Annotated in this window: 24 protein-coding genes and 1 pseudogene; all 25 read right to left on the bottom strand. The window is 33.4% G+C overall.

Annotation, left to right across the window (positions count from 1 at the left end):
• Positions 1 to 450 precede the first annotated feature (450 nt).
• On the bottom strand, positions 451 to 1191 hold the full coding sequence (locus tag ABLV95_RS12745) for a sulfite exporter TauE/SafE family protein (protein WP_318832843.1): 741 nt from the start codon (positions 1189 to 1191) through the stop codon (positions 451 to 453).
• Positions 1192 to 2056: 865 nt separating this feature from the next.
• On the bottom strand, positions 2057 to 2248 hold the full coding sequence (locus ABLV95_RS12740) for a hypothetical protein (protein ID WP_107558107.1): 192 nt from the start codon (positions 2246 to 2248) through the stop codon (positions 2057 to 2059).
• 534 nt (positions 2249 to 2782) lie between these two features.
• Complete coding sequence (locus tag ABLV95_RS12735) at positions 2783 to 3271, bottom strand: hypothetical protein (protein ID WP_107558108.1); 489 nt, start codon at positions 3269 to 3271, stop codon at positions 2783 to 2785.
• Positions 3272 to 3888: 617 nt separating this feature from the next.
• Positions 3889 to 4023 (bottom strand): hypothetical protein, encoded by a 135-nt coding sequence (locus ABLV95_RS12730; RefSeq protein WP_275128971.1) that lies wholly within the window; start codon positions 4021 to 4023, stop codon positions 3889 to 3891.
• 1 nt (position 4024) lies between these two features.
• Positions 4025 to 6325, bottom strand: a complete 2301-nt coding sequence (locus tag ABLV95_RS12725) for a bifunctional glycosyltransferase/CDP-glycerol:glycerophosphate glycerophosphotransferase (protein ID WP_436871316.1) — start codon at positions 6323 to 6325, stop codon at positions 4025 to 4027.
• A 362-nt stretch (positions 6326 to 6687) separates the two neighbouring features.
• Positions 6688 to 8055 (bottom strand): SH3 domain-containing protein, encoded by a 1368-nt coding sequence (locus ABLV95_RS12720; protein ID WP_460875903.1) that lies wholly within the window; start codon positions 8053 to 8055, stop codon positions 6688 to 6690.
• A gap of 52 nt (positions 8056 to 8107) precedes the next feature.
• Positions 8108 to 8419 (bottom strand): holin, encoded by a 312-nt coding sequence (locus tag ABLV95_RS12715; protein WP_460875901.1) that lies wholly within the window; start codon positions 8417 to 8419, stop codon positions 8108 to 8110.
• A gap of 52 nt (positions 8420 to 8471) precedes the next feature.
• A complete protein-coding gene (locus tag ABLV95_RS12710) occupies positions 8472 to 8780 on the bottom strand; it encodes a DUF7365 family protein (protein ID WP_142401615.1) in 309 nt (102 codons plus the stop codon).
• Between the two features lie 37 nt (positions 8781 to 8817).
• Complete coding sequence (locus ABLV95_RS12705) at positions 8818 to 8970, bottom strand: XkdX family protein (protein WP_107558704.1); 153 nt, start codon at positions 8968 to 8970, stop codon at positions 8818 to 8820.
• 3 nt (positions 8971 to 8973) lie between these two features.
• Positions 8974 to 9381 (bottom strand): TrbJ/VirB5 family protein, encoded by a 408-nt coding sequence (locus ABLV95_RS12700; RefSeq protein ID WP_107558703.1) that lies wholly within the window; start codon positions 9379 to 9381, stop codon positions 8974 to 8976.
• Positions 9382 to 9393: 12 nt separating this feature from the next.
• The gene (locus tag ABLV95_RS12695) at positions 9394 to 10932 is read right to left on the bottom strand and encodes a BppU family phage baseplate upper protein (RefSeq protein ID WP_158262635.1); all 1539 of its coding nucleotides are present in this window, start codon (positions 10930 to 10932) and stop codon (positions 9394 to 9396) included.
• 11 nt (positions 10933 to 10943) lie between these two features.
• Positions 10944 to 12017, bottom strand: a complete 1074-nt coding sequence (locus tag ABLV95_RS12690; RefSeq protein ID WP_460875897.1) for a peptidase G2 autoproteolytic cleavage domain-containing protein — start codon at positions 12015 to 12017, stop codon at positions 10944 to 10946.
• The gene (locus tag ABLV95_RS12685) at positions 11992 to 13614 is read right to left on the bottom strand and encodes a glycosyl hydrolase family 28-related protein (RefSeq protein ID WP_460875895.1); all 1623 of its coding nucleotides are present in this window, start codon (positions 13612 to 13614) and stop codon (positions 11992 to 11994) included. The genes ABLV95_RS12690 and ABLV95_RS12685 overlap by 26 nt, the downstream gene beginning before the upstream one ends.
• Before the next feature lie 13 nt (positions 13615 to 13627).
• Positions 13628 to 14215, bottom strand: a complete 588-nt coding sequence (locus ABLV95_RS12680; RefSeq protein WP_107558700.1) for a hypothetical protein — start codon at positions 14213 to 14215, stop codon at positions 13628 to 13630.
• Positions 14208 to 15795: pseudogene (locus ABLV95_RS12675) on the bottom strand (prophage endopeptidase tail family protein). Before ABLV95_RS12675 ends, ABLV95_RS12680 begins: the two are co-directional and overlap by 8 nt.
• Before the next feature lie 9 nt (positions 15796 to 15804).
• The gene (locus ABLV95_RS12670; protein ID WP_107558885.1) at positions 15805 to 16641 is read right to left on the bottom strand and encodes a phage tail domain-containing protein; all 837 of its coding nucleotides are present in this window, start codon (positions 16639 to 16641) and stop codon (positions 15805 to 15807) included.
• A gap of 13 nt (positions 16642 to 16654) precedes the next feature.
• Positions 16655 to 17221, bottom strand: a complete 567-nt coding sequence (locus tag ABLV95_RS12665) for a hypothetical protein (RefSeq protein ID WP_460875892.1) — start codon at positions 17219 to 17221, stop codon at positions 16655 to 16657.
• The gene (locus tag ABLV95_RS12660) at positions 17163 to 18710 is read right to left on the bottom strand and encodes a peptidoglycan DD-metalloendopeptidase family protein (protein WP_460875890.1); all 1548 of its coding nucleotides are present in this window, start codon (positions 18708 to 18710) and stop codon (positions 17163 to 17165) included. Before ABLV95_RS12660 ends, ABLV95_RS12665 begins: the two co-directional genes overlap by 59 nt.
• Positions 18700 to 19437: a hypothetical protein gene (locus ABLV95_RS12655; RefSeq protein ID WP_460875888.1), complete on the bottom strand. Its 738-nt coding sequence runs from the start codon at positions 19435 to 19437 to the stop codon at positions 18700 to 18702. The genes ABLV95_RS12660 and ABLV95_RS12655 overlap by 11 nt, the downstream gene beginning before the upstream one ends.
• A 112-nt stretch (positions 19438 to 19549) precedes the next feature.
• The gene (locus ABLV95_RS12650) at positions 19550 to 23149 is read right to left on the bottom strand and encodes a phage tail tape measure protein (RefSeq protein ID WP_460875886.1); all 3600 of its coding nucleotides are present in this window, start codon (positions 23147 to 23149) and stop codon (positions 19550 to 19552) included.
• Between the two features lie 23 nt (positions 23150 to 23172).
• The gene (locus ABLV95_RS12645) at positions 23173 to 23337 is read right to left on the bottom strand and encodes a hypothetical protein (RefSeq protein WP_318832838.1); all 165 of its coding nucleotides are present in this window, start codon (positions 23335 to 23337) and stop codon (positions 23173 to 23175) included.
• A gap of 41 nt (positions 23338 to 23378) precedes the next feature.
• Positions 23379 to 23729, bottom strand: coding sequence for a phage tail assembly chaperone G (gene gpG / locus ABLV95_RS12640; RefSeq protein WP_107558815.1), 351 nt, complete (start codon positions 23727 to 23729; stop codon positions 23379 to 23381).
• Between the two features lie 67 nt (positions 23730 to 23796).
• Positions 23797 to 24327 carry an Ig-like domain-containing protein gene (locus tag ABLV95_RS12635; protein ID WP_107558814.1) on the bottom strand — a complete coding sequence of 177 codons (531 nt, stop codon included), beginning with the start codon at positions 24325 to 24327 and terminating at the stop codon, positions 23797 to 23799.
• Positions 24327 to 24530 (bottom strand): hypothetical protein, encoded by a 204-nt coding sequence (locus tag ABLV95_RS12630; RefSeq protein ID WP_107558813.1) that lies wholly within the window; start codon positions 24528 to 24530, stop codon positions 24327 to 24329. Before ABLV95_RS12630 ends, ABLV95_RS12635 begins: the two co-directional genes overlap by 1 nt.
• 97 nt (positions 24531 to 24627) lie before the next feature.
• Positions 24628 to 25263 carry a major tail protein gene (locus tag ABLV95_RS12625; protein WP_107558812.1) on the bottom strand — a complete coding sequence of 212 codons (636 nt, stop codon included), beginning with the start codon at positions 25261 to 25263 and terminating at the stop codon, positions 24628 to 24630.
• Between the last annotated feature and the right edge of the window lie 21 nt (positions 25264 to 25284).

Raw genomic sequence — 25284 nt, 5'->3', positions numbered from 1 at the left:
CACGTATGCTCTATATAGTCTATGTTCAATCTATCAAAACGTTGATTTAATTTCAATATTGATAATAAAAATAATATTTTTGATATTGACTTTTTAATTATGTACTCAAAAAATTTTATTTATAATATATTATTGAATTGTATATTATAAAATCAAAAGAGTGCTTTTGTATGAAATATAAATATGCAAGTAATAGAGTATTGAAATACCAAAAAAAATGTTTTGATATTCTAGTGGTAATCGAATTATTGTTAATTTTAGCTTGTTTGTTTATGTCAAAATAAGGAGCAACGAAATCGGATTCCCAAATAGTAACGTCATTTATTCTTTACTTCCATTATCAATTATGATTATAGGAGTAATAGGCTCTGAAATGTTAAACAGAATATCTGAATAGCAAAACACCCACCTATTCATTCAGGTGGATGTTTTGCGTATTTGTATAACATATTAATTAGTAATTAATATTAATCCTCCAATTATTGGAACTGAAACCATAGATATCTTTAAAACTATAGGGTTCAATTTATTAGTGAATTTCGCTCCAATATATGAACCAATTGAAGTTCCAAATACGACTTTAACTAATAATAGGAAATCAACATTTCCATTAATTATGTACCCTATGCCACCTATTAATGAAATTGGAAACATTACTAACATTGTAGTACCTACAGACAGTTGCACACTCAACCCTATCACCAACAATAAGGTTAATTGAATAAAAGCAGACGATCCAATACCAAACAAACCTGATATCATCCCTAAAACAAAACCGATTATAATGGATAATAGGAAACTGCTTTTAGAATATACATTTTTTTCATTACTTTTTGTTTTTATAGAGAGCTTTATCCAAAGAGTTAAGCCTGATACAAACAAAGCGATAGCTGTCATATAATTCAAGTCACTTTGAGGTATGTGTTCTACTACGAAAGAGGCAATTAAAGCACCGATACCCCCTGGAACCCCTAATAGAAAAGCAATTTTAATATCAATATTTTTTTCTCTATAATGACTTAAAGAGCCAAATAAGGATGTAGACACTAAACCAATCAAAGAAGTTCCTATAGCATAATGAATAGGAACATTAAAAAAAACAGTAAGAACAGCAATAATTACACCTGCTCCGCCGGCACCAACAAAGCCTAATACCATTCCCAAAAGAAGCATTGTTAATACTATCAACATTATCCACCTCCTCTTTTTTCATTCATAAATTTCCTTAAATAAATATTAACATAATTTTAATAACCTGAATCACTTTAAATATTTGATTAAAAACATTATCTATGTATTAATACTTTTTATAAATGAAATATCATTTTGAAGAGTGGCGAAAAACTATGATAGTAACTCTTTACGGAAAAGAGATATACTGATTAACAAAAAATGCCACCCAGTAGGTAGCTGGATGGCTTCAATTATTAGCAGATTTAAAACTTAAAAAAGATAATTTCCTTTGGAGATTCTATTTAATAAATACTCACTTAAATTGTTCATAAACACAAATAGTCAGAAATTTACATTTATTTTGTCACAAAAAAACCACCCCGAAGAGTGGCTATGAAAAATATATTTAATAACGTAAGACAAGGATTGTGCTTACAAAAAAATACTAACATAAAAAAGTAGCCACATAAAGTAGCTACTAAAAACATATCATTGAGAAGCGACAATATGTCTAAAAACAATTGTAATCTTATACTACCACACAATTCTATTTAATAAACAAAAAAGATGCCACCGAAGTGACACCTAAAAATATATTGATTTGAAATTTAATTAGAGGATAAAGGACTATACACGTATAATATCAGAATTTTTTATATACTAAAACAGGGAAAATAAAAACAGCCACCCAGTAGTAAGCCGGATGGCATCAACTATTAGCAGAGTTGAAACTTAAAAATATAATTTACTTTGGAGATTCTATATAATAAATACCTTCTTAAAATATTCATAAACAAAAAAGACAGACGAATTAACGACTTCCCAAATTTCAAAGTAAGTTTCTAACTAAAATGACACGTATTTGACACGCAAAACAACCCACCTATTCATTTAGGTGGGCTTTTGCGTATTCGTATAGCTTTTCCGTTGTCTTTAATGTTAAGTTGTCTATGTCACGATTTCCATTTCTTAATGTTGATATAACAGATTGATTGATAAGCGTATTCTTATATATTTGATAACCAGTTATGTCGCTTTCAATTAGTTTTTTGATTGTCTGTTTGTATTTACTCATAATTATCACGCTCATTCTTTACTTAAATAATAAAAATAACCACAATCTTTTATTAGATTATGGTTAAAATATTCAGAATAGTTCGAAGGAATAGGATAGCTAGTTTCCGCTAGCTAATCTCATTATATATCATATATAATCCCTCGAAAAATTTATGTAAAATAAGTTAACATAAAAATAACAGTCTGCGGGGACAGACTGTTAAAAATATATCATTATCACACGTGGTAAAATGTACTAGTTTTTTTTACTAGCCAAGCTTAGTGTATGATGTAAAATCAATTTTTCAAAATTTGTGTTAATTTTACTAACATAGTAACCACCCAGTGACATGCTTGGGCGGCTTGATTATAGGTAATGTAATAAGAAAAATGCATGTAAACACATTCTACCTCGTTTAAATTATAATTAAACACAAAAAAGACAGCCGAATTAACGACTGTTCATATTTTATTAATTTACTATGAACTCCCAACGCCTAGTGTATTCTTATGAAATACAAACAAAACATATTAAAATGTCAATGTATAAACCTTATGTAGCACTACGTATTACCGATTTACTACCTATTTTTTTAGTATGTGCTTTGTTAGAATAAAAAGTATAATTCACTTTATAGGTAGGTCTTAATTTAGGACTATTTTTATCTTTGTATGCTTGAGCACTGTAATAAACTTTCTTTGAACCAGTTTGATAAAATAAATTAGCTATATTTGTTACCCATTTTACTGATGCGGGAACTCTAGTAATAGCACCAACTGTTACAGCAATAGAACCTACTGTTAATTTTTTTGCTGTATTATTACCACTATACCGACTACCGTATTTTACCCAATTCCTCTTCTTACTAGCCTCTTGCACTAAACTTTCATTTTCAGGCTCAGGTTCTGTATTTTGAACAATTTCTTGAACTGCGCTAGGATCTCCCTCATTAATTACTTCTTTTGCCTCAATTGCTTGAGGAGTGAATGTTGCGATTAAAAATCCTAGTACTAAACTACTTACAAACGTCTTTCTCTTCATAAAAATATGTTCACTCCTTATTCCTCTTAATTACTATGTCCAAATATATTGTTCCTACTAGAAAAACTAAATAGATAATAACAAAAGGTGTTAACCCAATCTTATCAAAAACAAATAATCCTAATGTTATTATGGCAATTAGCCATAGAATAACTCTAAATATGTTAGTTAGTTTCAAATAAAAACCTCCTTCATTTTTTGTATACAAGTATATTAACAATAACGACACCGTAAACTTATCAGAATTTTTCGTTATTATGAATAGTGAATAAAAAAACACCCACCCCATGACTAGTGGAGGTGGATGTGTTATAACCGAAGTATGTGTTAACTATATACAACTTAATATGCTTATTAGGTTTAATTAAAACCTGTTTGAATTCTAGTATAAAAAAGACACCTCTGTAAAGAGGCGTCTTAGCATACTAGAAGTGATTTTTGCTAATAAATCAAGCTATATTTTATATACAAAATTACTTACCAAATAGATTTTTCCATTGATTAATTATATTAATAGGATCAAAGCTTTCAACAATTTCTTACGGGATAAAAGAGGTACGTTTTACCGCCACTGCTTAAGCCTATATTAAAGATTAATTGCTATACTTGCTTCATTCTCAATCCCATAACGATTCTTGTTTATCTGTTGGTTCATAATCAACTAAAAAATATTCTATAATTTCATCTATTTCTTTTTTTCTAATATATAGAATTCCCATTATACAAACTGCAAAAATAATCATCTTTTTCATCTTAATTTCCCTCTTCCCCATATAGAACTTTATCGACAACTCGTTTAGTTGCTTGACCATCTTCTAAGCTACAATAATTGCTGTAAAATTCATTATATTTTTCACTGTAATCTGACTTAGTTTTTTCTAAATTCTTAATTGATTCAATTAATTCATCATTTGTAGATAATAACGGCCCAGGTAAGTCGTTATTTACATCAATATAAAAACCTCTTAATGTATTTTGATATTTTTCTAAATCATACGTAAAGAATAAAATCGGCTTTCTTAGATTTGCGTAATCAAAAAACACTGAGGAATAATCAGTTATTAACATATCACTCGTTATGTATAAATCATTTATATCGTTATATTTAGAGAAATCATACACAAAACCTTCATAACCAGTTAAATCCATGTTGTCTGATATGAAATAATGCATTCTTAGAGCTATAACGTATTCATCTCCAAATTCTTCACGCATTCTTTCCAAGTCCATTTGTAATTTGAATTTATAATTACCTGCAGAATGAAATTCATCGTCTCGCCATGTAGGAGCATATAATATAACTTTTTTAGACATAGGCAAATTTAATTTCTCTTTAACATGACGTTTATATTCGTAAGAGTAGTTATGTAATATATCATTTCTTGGATATCCAAAAGTTAACATGTTCTCTTTTGGATACATAAAGGCACTTTCAAATATCTTTTCACTATATTTATTAGCGGCGATTAAATAATCCCAGTTTCTAGACTGGTGATAAAAATCTTTTTTATAATTTTTATTAGCCGATGTGACATTTTCCATATCAAAGACAAGTCGTTTTAGAGGTGTTCCATGCCATGTTGATAAAATGGTTTGATTATCTTTTTTAAACAACCATTTAGGTTGTCGCATATTTAATACGAAATACTTGGATACTGTTATATAATAAAAATATTGCCAACCAAAGCGTTTTATTATTTTTACATTACTATTCTTAAAACTTTGCTCATCTTTAACAAGATCTTTATCATTTAAAATCCATACATGTTGCCATTTATCTTTATCGTTTTCTAAAAGATAATTAAAAATAGCTTTAGGGCTATCAGAATAATTTTTACCTAAAAAGCTTTCATATAAAACTGTATTTTCTTTGATTGGTAGTTTAGTAAAAAGGTTTTTTTGCAATTTCTTTTGTCTAAATCTTTGATTTTTAGGCTTAGAAAATTGATAAGTTTTATATCCTAATATTCTAAATTTGCTTAACATAAAAGCTTTTTTAAAGTTTCCATTTTTTATTGCATTAATTTCAAAGGCATGTCTCTTACTTAATTTAATCTCAGATGATGGATAGTTTAAAATCTTATGTAATTCTTGATATATTTCATAAATTCCTCTTTGCGATTCATTAAACATATCACTTTTAATAATCTTGTATAAATAGTATCGAATTACTTCAATTTTTATTTGTTTTGCTAAATTTAAATCAATACATTTATCTATGCCTTCTTTTAATGCTTTCACCCTTTGTAAAAGTTTATCTTCTCTTTCTTCTTGAGTTAAGGAAGGACTATTAATTGGATCGTTATGTATATATTTGTAATATAATTTTGTATTAGATTGAGCAATATAAGGTGTTTTATTATAAAGTTCTATTAAAAAAGGAATGTCATTGTATAATTCATTTTTAGTTTTAAAGGAGATTTTATTATCTATTAAGAAAGATTTTCGAATGATAAAACTATGTAATCTAAATTGATAATTTAATTTTTTTAAATAATTGTTAGGTTTAACCATGGTATATTTATGGCTCAGAATTTGTTTTTTAAACATACCGTTTATTATTTCTTTAACCTGTTTATTGTTAACTGGTATATTCGCTTCATTTAATAATTCTTGTAACTTATTAAATGATTCGCTATCAAAGAGAAGATTTTTATTTGTATTTAATGTTGACGTTTTATCTAAATTAGTTTTACTTATTCCAAATTTGAAAACATCTGTTTCTTCTTTTTTATCGTCAATCATTTGTTGAGCATAAATTAAAGCATTTGGATTTAAGTAATCATCTGCGTCTAGAAAAACTAAATATTCTCCAGAAGCACTCTTAATCCCTTTGTTTTTATAATCAGATATACTATCACTTTCTCTCATTTCAATACATTTAATATCCATTTCACTATCTTCACATAGTTCGTTTATTACTTTTGAATCATTATGTACGAATATAATTTCATAATCATCATATGTTTGATTAATCACACTATCCAAGCAACTTTCTAGATATTTATGATTATACCATTTATTTTTATAAGTGATTATAACTGAGAAAATCAATATTCCTCACCGCTTTCTAATTAATTTTATATATTTTACGCATTAAAACTATTTCTAATTATAATATTTAGAATTATTAAAAACAATATCTTTTTTATTTTTTTGATATTGCAAAATTTTATTTACTAGAAAAAAGACAGACACATAAGTGCCTGCCCGAGATATAATATAGAGACCTTTTTGAAAGATACGAAGTTCGTAACATTTATATTATCAGAATATTCTATATATTACAAATCATAAATAAAAAAGCACCCCCTGTAAAGAGGTGTCCAAGTAATTTACATAGAAAGTGTTTGTACGGTTAAGTCAGAAACGATACCGTGTAAGATAGAATAACATATAATCTATTTTATGCAAATCTAACTAAATGTACCCCATGCATCACCTGCACGTGAGCCGTTACCTGCTGACTCTCCTATAGGCATATAAACACGAGCCCCACTGTCTACAGTCCACGCAATCCAAATATAACCGTCAAAGTCGTATACTTCGTCATAGTTTACAGATTGACCAGTATATAACATGCCCGCAATTTCCCAACCAGTCCACGGACCATTATATCTTGTATAGATATTAGTTGTTGCTGTAAATGTTCCTTTCTCAGGTTTCCACAAAATATTATGTTGATTTCTACGCCATTTATTCCCTACCTTTTTACCTTTATCTTTGACTGGATTTTTCTTTTGCTTGTCTGTAGGTATTGTTACACCATCTGTAACATTATCTGGCACACCAACATCTAAAGTTGGATTTTTATAATATTTAGTGATTTCTTTAATGAAGTAATCTTGCATCTCATGTTGCTTTGCTGTCGAAGGTGCACCACTAATAATAGGGTCAAAGTTCACATGCAATGCCATACTTCTATGTGGACATGCCGTCGCTACAAATTGATTGTGTAGCTTCACTGTTTTTCTATTAGGTTTTAAACCATAATACAACATATCAATGGTCGCTTGTTTAAATATTGCTTGCTCGTTTTTCACAAAGTCTTTATTGCTAGCACTCATTGAATCACAAACTTCATAACCTAAATAGTGACCATTACCATAACTATCAGCCACATGCCACGCAATACGAAATGTATCAATAGCTCGCCACATCGTCTTTCTATCTCCATAATAATGAGCAACGCCTCCCTCATAACGAGCCACAGATGCATTACTCAAACGATTATATTGCTCTTTAGCAGAAATACTATCAGCTGTATTGTGAATAACAACACCATCAATAGAACCTACACGCTCATTCATTGTATAATTAATAGAATGATTGATTGTTTCAATTTTTGTTGATTCTGTAGTAACGCCTTTTTCTGCATCTTTATATGGCGGACGAATGACACCTACAAAATCATCATACACATGATCTTGAATAAATGCCGCAGGACTTCCATTGTTTGAAGCGTTATACCAATTTTGGTCAATACTATCAAATAAATATTGATTCGCATTAGTAATCATACCTGTATGTCCGTAGCTTCCATCATCTAATACAAAAATATCTCCTTTTTGTGGGATGAATTTTTTCGTGTTTTTAATAACTTGGAATCCTTTCGGATATTTATAATCAATAAAATCAACTGCATTACCCGTTGGGTGTACATCAAAATGTGCTTTTAAGAATTCTATAATAAACGTTGCACATTGAGCCCCGTTTGATTGTCCGGCTGTTAAACTTTTACCGATATTTTTTACTACCCAGTTAACGGCTTCTTGTTTTTTCATTTAAAAATACCTCCATAATAAAAAGCCGACCGTTAAGTCGACTTAATTAGTTTTATTTTTTAGGTTGTTTTGCTTCGGCTCCTCCACCGAGTTTGTTTGGATTTTTACCATTCTTATTCTTGAAAGTTTCCCAAATACCTGTTGCCATGAGTCCACTTATTAACCCTGCTAGTAATCGACCTGCTACCGATAACTCACTTACAATTTCTGGAATGAATATCGTAATGCCTCCAATAATTAAACCGACTACCATTGATACTAATGGTATAAAGTTCTTCGGCACTTTTTTTGTACGTTTGATAACTTCCGTTAATGCTCCTGTAATAACTGCAATGACTGCGACAAATGCGATAATTTGTTCCATTTATAATTCCTCCTAATTAATATAAAAAGGCCGTCACTGCTCTGTGACGACCTTACTTTTTAGATAATTGATTATTTTGATGGGTATAAAATCGGTCTTCGAATTTATCAAAACGAGTATTTAAACTATCAATCTTTGAACTAACTTCTAAGATAACCTTTGTATCTTCACGTTGTTGTTTTTGTTCTTCTTTGATATCTCTTAATGAAGTGTTATGATCTTCTACCTCTGATTCTATACGTGTAATTCTATTTTCATTATCTTTCTTGTCTTTACTTACTTTAAGAAACAACCCAACAACTGTTACTATCATGGGTATAACTGTAAAGACAATCCAATAAGTTAGTTCGCTTTCATTCAACATTGAACCTCCCACTTTCTATAATAAAAGTCACAAGCTATTCAGCCTGTGACTCTGGATATTCCTCACCTGTAATTTCTTCGTACTGCGCTTTATCTATAGCATCTAACTCCACATAAGTTTGAATATCCTCATTTGTGTAACAATTGATGTCATAAAAGTATTTAATAGATTCAAATCCTGGATACATAATTTATTCTCCTTTCAATTTGGCAAGTTCAAGCATCGTGTTGGCTTGTTGTTCTTCTAACGCTTGCATACGTTGTTCTTTTTTAGTTAACTCTTTTAATGTTTCTGCTTGTTCACTTTGGGTTTTTACTAATTGATTCGCTGTCTTTGTCACCTGCATTTGTGCTTGTGCTAACATGTACTCATTGGCAGAAGGGAGTCGTTGGCTTTCTTCTTCATCTGTTTTACTAGATTCCCATTCTTCTTTAGTAGCTCCCACCCACTCGTTTCCATTAAAATAGAATGGGCTATATATACCTTCTGGAGGAGGTGTTTCAGTCCACTCGTCTTTTGGATAGTCATATTCGCCATCTTCATTTGTAAAAGCTAAGAAAGGCGTACCATCATATAGATATACTTGTTTAAAATTCATTCTTCTTTCCTCCTATTCTTTCCAAGAGTATTCTCCATAAATGTAACCTGCTTCATCCCAAGATGATGAGTCGCCATTTATTAAGAATTTAGCTTCTCCATTAGGTCTAACTGTTATATAACCACCTGACCAATTAGTTGATGTTGGAACTCTTACAGGGAATGAATGCGCGTTTTTAAAAAGATTACTAGGCAATTGAGCAATCACTTGGCTTTGCTTTAGGTTTTTGCCATTAAACCTAATCGTTTTCTCTGTAACACTGCCTCTCGTTTCGATTCGATACGCACAATCAAAACCATTATCATCAGCACCTTTAAATGCTGTATTTGATGTTGCGCCATTAATTAATTTAAATGGAATCCAACCAGTGTCAGATTGTTCAAACGTAATTTCTTTCCATTCTCTCCACGCACCGTTAGTGTGAAGTGTCGATACAAACATTCTGTTATAGTGATTTTGCCTATACGTGAATTGTTTTCTACCGTTACCACTTGTTGTTACATCTAACGATGCTAAATGTCCAATCTTCATGCCTGTAAAATTAGGTATTTTACATAAATCCCAATCAGTATCAGATGATGTTGAAAATTCATATAAACCTGTTGATAACGTAGTGATATCAGTGTTTGTAATACTTCCCAACCACTGTCTACTCCCATCATCATTAGTTAACTTACGTTTTTGCCAGTCTAAATTTTCTATTTCTTCCTCCAACATATCAGGAGACAAAAAACCATTATCTTCAACTGTCTGATTAAATTCAGAAACTTTATCATCTACATGATCTGTAGCTTCTTTTGATGTTGATGCTATCGTTTCAACTGCTTTATTAGCTTTCGCTTCCACATTATCCTGTGTATCTTTAGCTAGTTTTTCAATTGTCTCTACAGCATTATTTTTTGTCGTATCTAAAGTTGTTTTAGCCTCTTCGATATAAGCCTTAACATCTTCTGAACCCTCTGCAACAATAGCGTTTAATGTTTCAATACCTTTTTGTAATACGGACTTCATTTCAGCTACATAATCCTCACCGTTGGCTATTGCTTCTTCAATATCTAAAACACGTTGCTTAATTCTTGTCTTAAGTTGGTCGAACATGCGAATATATTCCATCTTAGTGAACGCAGAGATTTTATTGATAAGCGCATCTTTGACTTCAAAATTAAACTCTCTGAACACGGCAACTTCATTATATTCTGGTTTATTATCAACGTTATTCACGCCAATATAAACTTGTCCTCTTACTTTAGTAGATGTACTAGCTTGTAGAAAATCTTTATCTAAAGTAATCGTCACTAGTCCTTTGTTTGAATCTTCAACTTCTAATTCAATCACATCTGAAACGCTACCGTTACTAGATTCAAAATAAGCGTAAGCTGTTAAGTTATTCTTATGAATTAACAAAGGACCTTTAGTATTGCTTAATTGAAACCTTAATATCGCTGTATTTTCATCTAAATTATAAAAACCAACCCCTAAATCAGAGATTGGTTTTAAATAAGGTTCAGATTTTAATTTAAATAATGCTTTTTTATCTATGCCATTCGTCACAATATCACTCCTTATTTTACTAATACGACAGCTACACCGTATCCTTTTTCACTGTCATAAAGTGTTGTTACTTCTAAGACTCTATAAAAACCATTGTTGTTATCTTTAGTACCAATACCTTTATTAGGCTTAATATAGTCATTAACAGCTACCGTTGAGTCAATACGTGTATACACTTGACCCATAAGCCCCACGACATTCCATTCAGGTCTTTCTGCTCGAGATGCATATGCTTCATCTTTTTCAGTGTAATCAGGATTAGGTATTTCTACTTCAACTTCTTCTGAATACCATTCACCTTCATCATCTTGCCATTCTTTCGTTTCTATTCGAGTTTGTGTTACACCAAATTCATCTTTTAAAAACTTGTCTTTATGGTGGAACATCGCATCACCAAGAATAACGCCTGCAGTTCCTGAAATAATCCCGATAGGTGTATCATTTGAGTTAGCTTTTCGGATATATCTTCCGTCTAAAGTAACCATGTAACCGTTAGGGATCTCTCTGCCTGATTGAGATTCGAAATACTCTGCATAGTCACCAAAATTATGACCTGCTGTAATTGTCCCTTTAGCTTTAACGGTTCCTGATGTGCCTTTAACTTGGAATCTCGTATTTTCATACTTCGGTCCACCTAAACCATAACCCATAGCGAACATATAATTATCTTTTACTTCAACGCCACGTGAGTTAACAATTGTTTGTGAATAATTGCCTTGGGATGTCTTGGATTCTAATGAATTCATTACGCCACTACGAGAACCTCGTGCTTCTGATTTCATACCAGCCCCCAGTAACCACGAACGATCACTATACGCATATGATTCTCCAGTAGAAGCCAATACAACTGAACGTTTTGAAATAGCGCCTGAACCTGTTGAACCTGCCACTAATCCTCCACGTAATGCTGTAGGTACTTCTTTATAGTTTTTCTTCATGATAACCGCACCGTTTGTATAATCTTCTTGTTGAACACCCATAATTGTTGTAGTTGAGTTATACATTTCAATAGCATTACCAGTGCCATTACCAATTAAATTTGCGCCAATAATTTTAGTATCATAAACACCTGCACCACCGAGCAATACCAATATTATTAGAAGAATGATGAATATTAATATTACTAAACGTTACTTTTTTAGGTCTATTATCTCCACCATAAATTTTTATATCAGCTGACGCATTTTTAAATCCTCTTATATTGATATTATGAAGTTGAACATTTTCAGCCATAAATTGAACTGCTACAACTGGTGTCCCTGATGTATATGTGCCATCTCCAATAGCTGTGAAGTTTGACACTGACACATTAGTATAAGCACTAATTGTTAATGCTCTTGGTGTCCAACCTGGATATACTTCATTTGCATAAGGATAAAGGGAAACAATATTATTGAAAATAACATCTTTTGCTGTTTTACTCTTTTTATCTGTAGCGACTCTATGATGCCCAATATGTCTTGCGACATACGAACGATTATCTTTATAGGAAATGTGACCATCAACAACTACCATAGTTGCGGCGTTAGCATCAGCATGTGCTTTAACTTCAACCCCACATTGGTTATTGTAAGTATTATTGTTTGATAAAAATACGTATTGGGAACCATCATCTACCTCAATACCATTACTATTACCATGATAGTTTTTAGTATCATGACACACATTATTTGTGATATTTATATATCTTGAATGGTGGGTCGTAATACCATCATCACCATGTCCTTGAGCTTCACAGTTATCAATATGAATATATTTGCTTTCTAGCGCTTCAGCGACTCTTACACCATCACCTTCATGGAAATAAGTATCACTTGCACAAGTAACATCAAAACAATGTAACAAAGCATCAACTGATTTAATGTTATAAGCATATCCATATTTAACACCAACAAATCTTAAGTTTGAAGATAATGAACCGCCACTTGGTCCTGGATGATTGTATTGAACGCCATTACTTACATACTTTTCATCAAAGCGTCCTTTGTTACCGTCTATTGAGAAACTCTCATAAGAAATGTTAGTCGCTGTGCCATCCATTTCTTTGTTCGAGACTGCCACCGTTTTTCTTGGCGAATCATCGGATAATTTGATAATCGTAATGTCTTTACCTTCACCAGATAACACAGTGTTATTTGGTAATTTTAATCCATCTTTCACTTTGTATATTCCTGATGTCATATGAACATGGACATTTCCCTCGCCAAATGCTTTTTCAAAAGCTTCATCAGAATACTGTTCTCCTGTAGGATCTGCCCCATAATCATTAACATTTACTATGCGTTCTATTTTCTTATTAAGATAATTATAATTATCTTCTATTTTCTTATTCATATTATCGAAATCATATTTTAAACGTTGAGATAACAATGCGTGCCCTTCGCCATCTATCGCCGTGCGACTATCTTTAAGTTCTTCGATGCCATCCCCATTATGACCTACAACTAACCTTTCAATACGTCCATCTTGATATCGTAATTCGTTATGAACATTGGTTGATTTATAATCAATTTGTTTTGCATTATGTGCGTGTTTATCAGTAGATTGATGGTCTCTAATAATATCTATGACTTGCCCATAAAAATATTGCACATCTTTAAAATTCTCAACAACCATTTGTCTAAATTTTTGTCCTAAATCAATCGGGAAATTGATTTTTAATTTCATTTTCTTTGATTTCATCTTTTCACCCTTCCTATTCTAACCATGTGAATTCTTGATACACCCAATTCGTTTTGTTTTGGTCATCTGGGTGTACATAAGCCATCACCTTGCCATTTTTTAAGCATTCAATTGTAATTGGGTGACGATAGCCATTTTGTCTTGCGATAAAGGATTGATTATCCGTGACAAAACCTGTAGGTAGTTGTGCAATCTGCATCGATGCCCCTGTTATTTCGGATACATTCAGCCTGATTGAACGAACCACAAAATGTTTACCAATAAGGTCATTACCAGCTCTTACTTCACGAATGGCACATTTAAACCCTGAGCTAACAGCTTTGTTTTTCATGTCTGGCGGTACTTGATATTCAATCCACCCTGTATCGCCTATTAAGTCCGATAAGGTCTTATCATGAAGTTCAGCAGTTTTTTTGTTTTTTTCTATAACTTTTTGTTGGTCTTCGATTATTTGTTCCAAGTTTGAAATTTTATTATTGATTTCAATAAAAGGATTTTCTGAATCTGTATCTTTAACACCTAATAGTGCTTCTACATGTACTTTAGGAAAATAAATTTCACCGTTTTTGTCAGTTAAGTATCTATGGTTAATTTCAGTCATCTAATAATGTCACTCCTACAATATCTGAGTAATTTTCTGTCATAGAAATAGGCGACTCACTAAGTGAATCGCCTTTACTTTGTTTATTAAATTTTCTAATCGCTTTAGTTGTTTGTTGCTCGCATTTTTAAAATGTCTTTAGGTGAATTACTAAAATCGACTTCTACTGGTTCATTAAGTAGTGGATGTGACACAGTAATTTTCACGACTTTTAAATCTAAATTAAAACCTAAGGGTTCATGAATAAAACGTATTTTATTATTTTCTTTAATATCGTCATTGGTAATGTATTGTTTGTCTTCTACACTACCAAGATAGTTTGTAGAAACTTCAACCGTTGGTTGATCGTTGAGTTCTTCTTTAAGCCTTTTACGTAATTCATCTTTATTCGTGATATTATCATCAAATATGGTAGGTGCTTCTGCAATGTCGCCGCCATCATAATTAGGTGATGTGTAATCGGCATACGTATGATAAGCATCCTTACCTTTAAGTTTAGCTGTTAAATTTAATACAGTGGACTTCTCAGTACCGACATACATACATGCCTCAGATTTTTTGTAATCAACACCCTTTTTCGCACCTTTAAATATTGCTTTAAATGTGTGTTTGCCTTTCGATAGATCTTGCGCAATCACAATTTTTTCACTTTTCGCGTTTTTACTGTAACACTCATAAGTGTCAATTTTTTCACCATCTAAATAAATATCGAGTATGCCACCTTTAGACATTTTCTTTAACGTCCATTCAAGGGTTTCATTACCATGTTTACACTCGAATGTTTTCGTATAACTTGCGCCTACTTTTTCTGTACGCCAAGTCCCTTCTTTAATAAATGAACCTGAGTAATTTAAATCTTTAGGTTTAATTGGATTATAATTTTGTGTTTCTTTTTTAGTCTTTTTCTTACCGTAGCCTTGAATATAATTAAATATATCCGTAGTCGTCGTTGTTACTGTAGCTTCACTTGAATTGTATAAGTAAATCAAAGGTATGTCGGACATTTCGTAAAAGGTTGCTTCATCATAAATATAATATTTTTTATTATCAGCGAAATAGATATAATTAAATAATTCTGCACCTTCTGATACATGTTCAACTCCATTTTTACCACCTAAATCATCGACAGGTACACGTTTTTGAAATTGACCTCTAATTTCATATTCGAAACCCAATTTATTGCCTTTAAAACCAAAATCAAGATATTGTTCTAAAGTCATAGTCGGTGTACTATCGTCTTCATCTTCATCACTACTTTCACTTTCGACATCCATATCTTTTTGAATATAATGCTTTTGAAACTCCATAAAGATATGTTTAGCTACAACTTCATTCGTAAGTTTAAGACCGTCATATTTTATAAATGTTGATTTAATGACGTATAATTGCCCTTGCCACTCTATAAAAGCTTCATTAACTAAATGATCAAATATATCTGCGTTATTAGACGTTTTATATAAAGTGAAACTAATCGAACGCTCATTATTCTTTTCATATTCATATTTAAAAGAACCAAAATCAAAATCCGTGATTATTTCCGCAAACGTGCCTTTTTTATTTTTTAAAACTAATGCATCCAAGTTATTCACCTACTTAAATATAAACGGGAATATCCATTGGGTTGTTGTTTTACCAATATTCTCGCCTGTAATTTCAATATCATTAAAACCTTCTTTAAGTGTTAACCACTGTCGATTTGTATCAATGCCTACACGTTGATTATCCAGTATTGGGTGTACACCTTTTAATATAAGTTGTTGGTTTTGCTTAATCCCTTTTTTATATTGAAATGTATTACCTGTTGTATGGTTAATAATTTTAAAGCCCTTAGGTGCATCAATATTAATCAATAACTTGAATTTATGTCTTAATAATGGGTTGATTGTATCTGAAGAACCGTTGTAAATCCGAAAGCTTGTTGTATCGTGTTTATATTTAATTTCATCATCTGCCAATAAATCGACACCGAATTGCCAATTACTGTTTGATAAACTGTACTCATCTGTTTCTTTGACAGTTTCGGCATAGCCATCTCGACAACTAAAGGTCATATCAAACTTAATGGCTGAGAAATCTAAATAATCAGGATTTACATCTGGGTTATTTACACGATATTTTAACCCTGGATTGTCTGACGTAATAATGTAATAGGGTTGTCGTCTAAAAAACAGTTGTCTTAATTTTAATTCTGCTAAATTACGGTCATTTTCATCAATACCATCAAAACCACAACTCACTTCTAAATTAAAAGGTGCGAACGTGGCCACTGTTGGTAGCTCGCCGTCCACACCTTGAAATGTGTTACTTTCATTATTTTCATTTGGATATGAAGCTTTAGCTTCTAAGAAAATAAAATTAGATAAGATACCGTTGATATCATAGGTCCCTTCTTGGGTTATGATTTTCATCCATCTGCCGTCTATCATATAAACCTCCTATTTAAAAACCCTGGTTAAAATTGTCTAAATTAGCTTTACTACCTAACAATTGACTGAAGATATTCATGACATCATTTTTACTCATGTTATTATTATTGCCACTCAACAACTTAATGATTGTTTGTTGCATACGATTGTTGGTGTCATTCAACTGAACAACTTGTTGTAGTAGTTTTTCCATCGTTGAAGTATCGTTGTTCACTGTCACGTTTGCAGAACCGTTATCCATGCCAATCGCTGTCATTGCTTTTTCCATCAAGCCAACCGCACGATTACGTTTAGATTTATGAAGTGGAATAATAGCTTCCGCTCTATTACGCTCACTAATTTCAGCGAGTTTATGTGTTGTAGAGATGCCACCATTTTCATATTTTCTTGGACCTGTTGGAGACCAACCACCGTTAGGATTGACTTGTGTACGCCAATTCTTGTTGTTAAAGAAAGCGAGTAATTGATCATAACCATTTTTTATATTGCCATGACCTTTAACAGCATAATTCTTAAATGTACTAGGTACATACTGTAATAGACCTTGTGCTTGGTGTACCATTAATATTATTAATGTCACCAATATTCCCTTGTGTGACTCCTGCATTTCCGCCAGACTCATTGTGAATGAGAGAAATAATGTTATTTAAATCATTACCTCTTAATTTTACATTCATTTCACTAGCGACCTTTTTAATATCACCTGACCATTTTTTAGCTGACTTGTTTTGACTGCCACTTTTAAGTGATTTTAACCAGCCCATAGGGTTAACAGCTGTTTCATTAGATGGGTAACCTTTCATACGCTGAATGTGTAAGTGAGGCGTTGTTGAGTTACCTGTACTACCTGATAAACCAATGACATCTCCAGCGCTTACTTTTTGTCCCTTTTTAGCAATGATTTTACTCATATGCATGTACCACTGATACCATTTACCACCAGGCTCATCAAGTGTGATTTGATTACCACCGCCACCTGCAACTGCACCTGCTTGTGATATCTTACCGTCAGTTAGCGCCTTAATCTTAGTACCCGTTGGCATACCAAAGTCCATACCATAGTGTTTACCACCATTGAACATTAAGCCGCCTGTATAGTTACCAAATGTTTGGAGGATATTGTCCCACGGCAACCAACTAGCGTCACCATCGCCACCTTCAGCTTCTGTAAACCAGTCCTTCACTTTCTCTACAAGTGAAGATTTCAAGTTTTTATAGGCGGCTGTAACTAATTTAACGGTAGCGTTATCGCCGCCCCCGAAGTTAATGCCTATACTATCCATGACATTTTTCACTAATTTACCTGGATGTTTAACATATTTCCAAACATCTCCGATTTTATCGCCAAGCCATGATGCACCGTCTTTAACTTTTTCTAAACCTTTACTTCCTAAGTCTTCAACAGTATCTTTGGCGTCACTACCTGCTTTTTTCGCACTGTGATAACCATCAGATATTTTACCGCTCACATTTTTACTTATATTAGCCGCACCATCGATAATATCTTCATACAAGTCTTTTTTGTTTCCTTTAGAGAAACGAGGTATTTTAGTTCCTGTACCCGTTGATAAGCGTTTAGGTATTATGCCTTGTTCTTGAAGCTTGTGCGTATGTCTAGCATTAATAACACCGTCACCTTTGCCTAGTCCAACAACCGTATTTTTACCTTGTGGGGCATCTATTGAGCCATCTTTACGTTGAATGAGCTCTTGTGTGCGTCCGCCTGGTCCATTACCTGGTCCTTTATCGTTGACCATCGCAACCGTAGGTTGTCTTAATCCACCGTTTGAATCCGTAGAGAGCGTTGAACCGTCATAAGTACCTGTAGCTAAATGAGGTATTTCCTCAATAAGTTTATCTTTACCTGTAATCGCTTTTGATATCTTATTAACGCCGCCAATCATACCGTTTAAACCATCTACGGCTTTATTGGCAACTTTTTTACCTAAATCGCCTGCAGCTTTACCCATATCGGCTCCGACATCTTTAATCCATTGTAGTGTATCGCCTAACCATTTTTTGAAACCTTTATAAACAGATTTGGCTTTTTTCCAGCCTTCACCAAGCAATATTACCGAAACTTGTTTTGGCTTTGCCCCACATGTTACTTACGTTTGTTTTAACAGAACCATAAGCTTGACCGAAATATTTGCTTGTGCCTTTCCACGTAGATTTCGATTTTTCCCAAGCAGTGCTTGCTGTATCGCCGAATTTACCTTTCGCTTGATTATAAACACCTGTCACTTTAGTTTTAGCTTTCTCATAAGTTTCACCAAACCATTTTTTAGTGCCATCATATGCAGATTTAGATTTATCCCATACTTTACCTGCAGCGTCTGTAAATTTATCACGCGTTTTAGTATAAACACCTGTGACTTTGTCTTTCGCTGAATTGTAAGTATCACCAAACCATTTAGATGTATTTTTCCAAATACCACGTGTTTTAGTCGTCGCTGTTTCTTTAGCTTCTTCGAGTTTGTCACGGGTTGATGTCTTTACATTTTCCCAGGTATCAGATACGCCTTTAGTCACTTTGCCCCAAATATTACCTGCTGTGTCCCAAGCAGAATTCCAACCATTTTTGAATGATTGTTGAATATTTTGACCTTTTTCACTAAACCAACCTTTGGTATTTTCCCAACTTTCACCGAGTTTGTTAGTAATCGATGACCAGAGATTACCGCCAGTTTCAAGCGCATTATTCCATCCTGATTTAATATTCGACCAAATATGACTGCCTTTTTGAGAGAACCACGTTTTAGTTTCCTCCCACTTTTCACCGAGCCAACTTGTCAATGACGACCAAAGATTGCCACCTATTTCTAGTCCATTATTCCAACCTATTTTGATATTTGACCAGATACTGTGACCTTTTTGTGAAAACCATGTTCTCGTATCCTCCCATTTTTCACCAAGCCTGACCAGTCAAAGACTTCCATAAATCACCACCATTTTCTATGGCAATATTCCAACCATCACGAAGTGCGCCCCCAAATTCTTGACCTTGTTCAGAGAACCATTCTCCTAAACCAGAAGCGCCGTTTTTAATTCCTTGCCAAATACTATCATCAGATAAAAACTCTTTTGTTTTATTCCACCATTTCTCAGAATTAGAATATACTCTACCGTTTGATAAGTCCATTTCTGTTTCTATATCTTCGTTTTGATCTTTTGCGATACCAACGACTTCTTTTTTCTTATCTTCGGCTTTTTTGGTTTCTTCTTTTTTCCATTGTTCGAGTACGCCAAGTTGTATTTCTTTATCTTCATTGCTTAAATCTTCGTTTTGTTGAATAGATAACTTTCTATCTGTATATTCATCATCTATTTCATCGATACGTTTTTTCTTTGCTTTTTCAGCGTCTTTAATATTACGACTAGCTTTTTTGATAGACAGTGCTTCTTCATTACTATCCATACGATCTAAAATCTTTTGTTGTTCTTTTTGAGATTTAGACAATTCATCTACTGTTATATCTCTGCGCATTTGTTCTGCTTTAGCTAATTGCTTAAGTTCATTTTTGTCGAGTTCTCCGTCAGCCGAAAACTCTTCTTTCATTTTTTTAATTTCTTTATTTAATTGGTGTTCTTTCTGAATGCGAGCATTATTGCCTTGTTCCGTTTTTTGAAGCATGCTTTGATATTCTTCTTCAGTTAACTTGTTCTTTTTATTACTAAGGTCTTTAGACATTTCATAAACTTCATTAATATTATTTATTTCGTCTTCTTTACGTTTTTCAAATTTTTTAATTAAGTCATCACTTAATTTTTGTTCTATATCAATAAGTTCATTAGCTTTGTCTTGAGTTATCTTCCCGTGGTTATACTTAACTTCTTCTAGAATATCATTGGAGTCTTTAGAATATTTAACATAACTACCTAATGCTTTCTTCGTTTCTTTAGAAACACCGTCACCTAAGACTTTAGTCGTGTCTGTTGCTTTGTCTGTTGCACTACCTATTTTTTTGAATAATGGCTTCACATCGTCTGTTAATTCGTCCCGACGTGATTTAAACTCTTTAACAAATTCATTATTTTTAGACTGTGCTTTTACAAAATCATCACCTAAACCATTTATCCAACTTGAAAATTTAGAGATAGCGCCACCACCAAACGTTTTGAGGACATCAAATAAACCATCGACACCCTTTTTAAACCAGTCAACATTATTGTATGCTTTAATAAAGGCGCCACCTAATAACGTAACACCTGTAATAATCCACCCAATGGGTCCGCCCAAAATTTTAATACCATTACCTAAAACTTTACTCGCTTGACCTAATAAACTAACTTTACCGACTGCTTTACCTGTCGATTTACCCAAACGTCCAAATAAACCTGCTGAACCTTTAGCACTCTTACCTGAAGTAGCAATTGCGCCTGCATTCGCTTTATTTGCTCCAGCGTTAATCGCAGCTTCTGCTGAGTTTTCAGCCATGCGTCGATTAAGTTGTGCATAACCACCAACTGCTGCTTGAACTGCTCTTAATAATAACCCAATACCTAACGTTACGGGACCGATCGCGGCAGCTACGCCCGCAATAGCGACACCTGCCACTTTTGCGCCTTTAGGTAAATTATTTAAAAAATCAACGGTTGATTTCAAACCACCAACCATACCTGATAATGCAGGCTCCATCGTGTCATAAATAGATAAAGCAAATTCTTGGGCAGCAGACTTTAATTGCCTCAAACTACCACCAAGTCCTTTTTCCATCGTGTCTGCCATATCTTTTGCTGAACCTTTACTACCATCGATTGCGGTTGATAGTTTATCATAATCTTTTTGAGAAGCATTGATAACTGCCAATGCACCACTCATAGCTTCCTTACCAAATATTGTACTAGCTGAAGCAGCTTGTTGGTCTTTAGATAAGCCACTGAATTTATCACGTAATTGATCTAAAACATCACGCATTGGCAACATTTCACCATTGCTATCTGTAATGGATATGCCAAGTTCATCCATTTTATCTTTCATAGCTTTTGTTGGTTTAGAAAGGTTAGTAAACATCGTACGTAATGCTGTCCCGGCTTTTTGTCCTTTTACACCCGCATTACTCATTAAACTGATTGCCATAGAAGTATCTTCAATACTATAACCTAATGCGCCGACTACAGGGGCTGCATATTTAAAACCTTCACCCATCATTTCAACATTTGTGTTTGCGTTGGCACTTGCTGAGGCTAATACATCTGCAAATCTGCCACTTTCTTTAGCTTCCATACCAAATGCTGTTAATCCATCAGTAACAATATCAGACACTGAACCTAACTCTTCACCAGACGCAACAGCTAAATCCATAATACCAGGTAAACCACTCATCATATCTTGTGATTTCCAACCAGCCATAGCCATATAGTTAAGTGCTTCAGCACTATCGCTGGCTGTAAACTTAGTTGTCGCGCCCATTTCACGCGCTTTTGCCTTTAATGCGTCTAAATCTTTACCTGTTGCGCCTGAGATGGCTTGTACCTTACGCATGGCATCGTCAAATTCAACACCAAGTTTACCTGCATAGCCCATAGCTCCGGCAATCGGTGTTGTTACATACATAGACATATTACGTCCCACTGAACGCATGTTTTGTGACATTTTGCCATACTTCTCTGACATTTTATCTAAATGATCAGCTTGTTTTGTATATGAGCTATTAGCGACCATCTGTTGTTTGTTCATTTGCTTTAGCTCTTGTTCAGCTTTATTAATACTTTTTTGTAAACCGTTCATCGATGCTTTTTCATTATTCACAGCTTTTTCAGCTTTGGTTAAGTCTTTCGGATAATCTTTAATCGTTTTAGAAAGTTTATTATATTCTTTTTCTGCAGTTTTAACTGCGTCATTCGATTGTTGATAAGAAGCTTTAACCTTTTTATTCTCTTCTGTAATGCCTTTGTTAGATTGGGTCAACTTCTTAACATTTGCGGTTTCTTCTTTATGACTCGCAATTAATTTTTGGTGGACTTCACGTTGTTGTTTCGTCGCATTAGAAGCTTGTTTAATTTGTTCCGTAGAAGCTTTACCTGATTCTTTCAAACGTTTTTCAGCAGAACGTAAGTCATCGAGTTTTGTTTTGGCTTTGGCCTTTTCAGCGCTTAATACAGATTGTTTAGCTTTAGCGTTGTCTAATTCCTTATTAGACTTTTTCATCTCTTGATTAGACTTACGCATCGCATCATCTTGCTTCTTATGTGCTTCAGCAAGCTCTTTTACTTTTTGTTCTTGTTGTTTGATACTGTTCGACGCTTTTTCATAGGAGGTTTTAACGTTATTTAAATCATTTTTAGTCTGATCGTACATTTTCTTTTGGACTTTCATTTTATTATTCAGTCCATCAATGCGTGTTTGATACTTCTGTACAGACTTCTCAGCTTTGCCAAAACTAGACATATTCGCTTTCACTTCGGAACTCAATACACCCATTTGACGTTTAAGACCTTTCATGCCTTGTTCCACACCCGTATTATCCATGGTGTTCTTTATCGCGTAACCTTGAATATTATCCATTTTATATGTACCTCCCTTCTTACCTATCCACCGAATAGTTTAATTAAGTCTTTACCTTTAATAACTTCTTGTTCTTTTTTAGACTTAGTTTGTTTTTTATCTTGGTTATCATCTTCGTTTAAAATCGATAACAATTGAAAATACGGTTGTGCCTTAACTTCTGTTAAAGTCCAACCGTAATGCATCATACAGAATCGTTGTAAGTCCCTAATATTTGATAAAATCTCTCTTATTGAGAGTGTTCTTCTGTCTTTCCCTCTTGGCTTGTTTCATCTTCTGAATCTGCTTCATCTTCGCCGCTGATTTCTCGAAATATTTCACCTAATACATGAGAATATGTTTTTGTACCCATGTTGTTTAAAACGTCATCTTCTGTTAACCCTTGTTTTTCAAACAAACTAACTAAGTAATCACGTTCCATTTTTCTCACTTTTTTCATATCTGGTTTTTCTTTATTCACTTCTTTTTCGCGATTTTCCATCCATTCATAAAAACGTTCTGCCTCACCCATTGTGATAACATCTTTTGAATAGCTTTCTACTTTACCTGTTTTTTGGTTTTTAATTTCAAATTTGATCATGTTATTGTCTCCTTAAAGTTAATTATTTTTGTATACAAAAATAGGCAACCGAAGTCGCCTTGTTTATTTATTCTGCTGATACATCTGCATCATTTTCATTTGCTTCTACTTCTACATTATCGGGTTCTTCTGGTGCAGGTTCTTCTTCAGTTTCTACTGTGACGGCACATGTCGCTTTTTTATTGCCATCCTCGGTAGTAACTTCAATGTTAGCTGTACCGTCTGCAATCGCTGTAATTGTACCGTCTTCATTTACTGTAGCTACATCTCTATTGGATGATGCATAAGCTACACCTTTATTAGTCGCTGTAGATGGTGCAACCGTTGGTTGGATGGTTTCTGTATCTCCGACATTTAGCGTTAAACTTTCTTTATCGAGAGAAACGCCTGTTACTTTAATTGGATTCGTTTTAAATCCTGGTACCTCTGTTTTATCAGATTCGCCGTTATCGTTACTAAAAGCAGCTTGATACGTGCCTGCTTCATATTCTGTGTCTGCGTCCAGACCTTCAATCGTAACGTTAGCCTTGCCGTCTTCACCACGTTCAGCACTTGCGACTACTTCATCATCTTTATAAATTTTTAAAATATCTGCCATTATTCATCACTCCATCTAATTGTAATTTGATGTTCACCTAAGGGAAATCCCCCTGATTTTAATCTTTCGTATGTGTAAACTGTAGTTTCGTTGCCATTTTCATGTATTGCCTCTTTTACTTTTTCAATTAAATTTTCAGAGTCTTTACTACGTTTACTTAGAGGAATAACTACTTCTCCTTTAGAAATCTTAAATGTATCCATCGTTTAAATTCCTCCTATGATTTAATTTAAAAACCCCTATTCTGCAGAAATAACAGCTGACTTACCTTTAGCTGTTACTTCTACATTTTGGGGCGCCTTAGGGTGTTTCTTCTGCTGTTTCGTCATCGTTTGAATCTTCATTACTATTGTCTGAATCATCATCTTTGATATCTTCATACCCAGGGAACACACTTTTGAATAATTCATCTGCCCCTTTTTTACCAACGTGATAACCATAAATACGTGAATTGCCATCAATTGTGCGCGCAATCCAATCACCTGTCAGTTGTTGTGGTTCTGGCTCTTCTTCTTCCTTCGCTGTTGTTTTCCATTCAATAGATTCAAGACTCATTGTCCCTTTAGTTAACGCACAATAAACAGGGTCGCCTGATAGTAAATCGGCAGACTCTCCAATTAATGCGACATATGGGGCACGAGAATCTTCACCAACCCATGAAGTACCATTATCGTCCATATCACGACCTAAAACGGCGTCTAAATCTTCATCTGGCACGTTAAATAAATCAAGTTCTGACTGAACTTCGCCTGTTCCTTGTTTCTTAGACCATACGGTCTTATTCGAAGCACGCATTTCAACTTTTTCAGGGGCTAATCCTGAAATGTTAAGATTAACTGTACCACCGTGTTCATCTTTCCATGTCATTAATTTCTTAATTTTTTCGTCTTCATCAAAAATACCTACGTGTACTTTTTCAAATCCTACTACTGCCATAATCTTTTCCTCCTTGAATTA

The sequence above is a fragment of the Staphylococcus sp. Mo2-1 genome, assembly GCF_046721385.1.
Lineage (GTDB): Bacteria > Bacillota > Bacilli > Staphylococcales > Staphylococcaceae > Staphylococcus > Staphylococcus equorum_A.
This window is presented reverse-complemented; position numbering and strand designations above follow the sequence as displayed.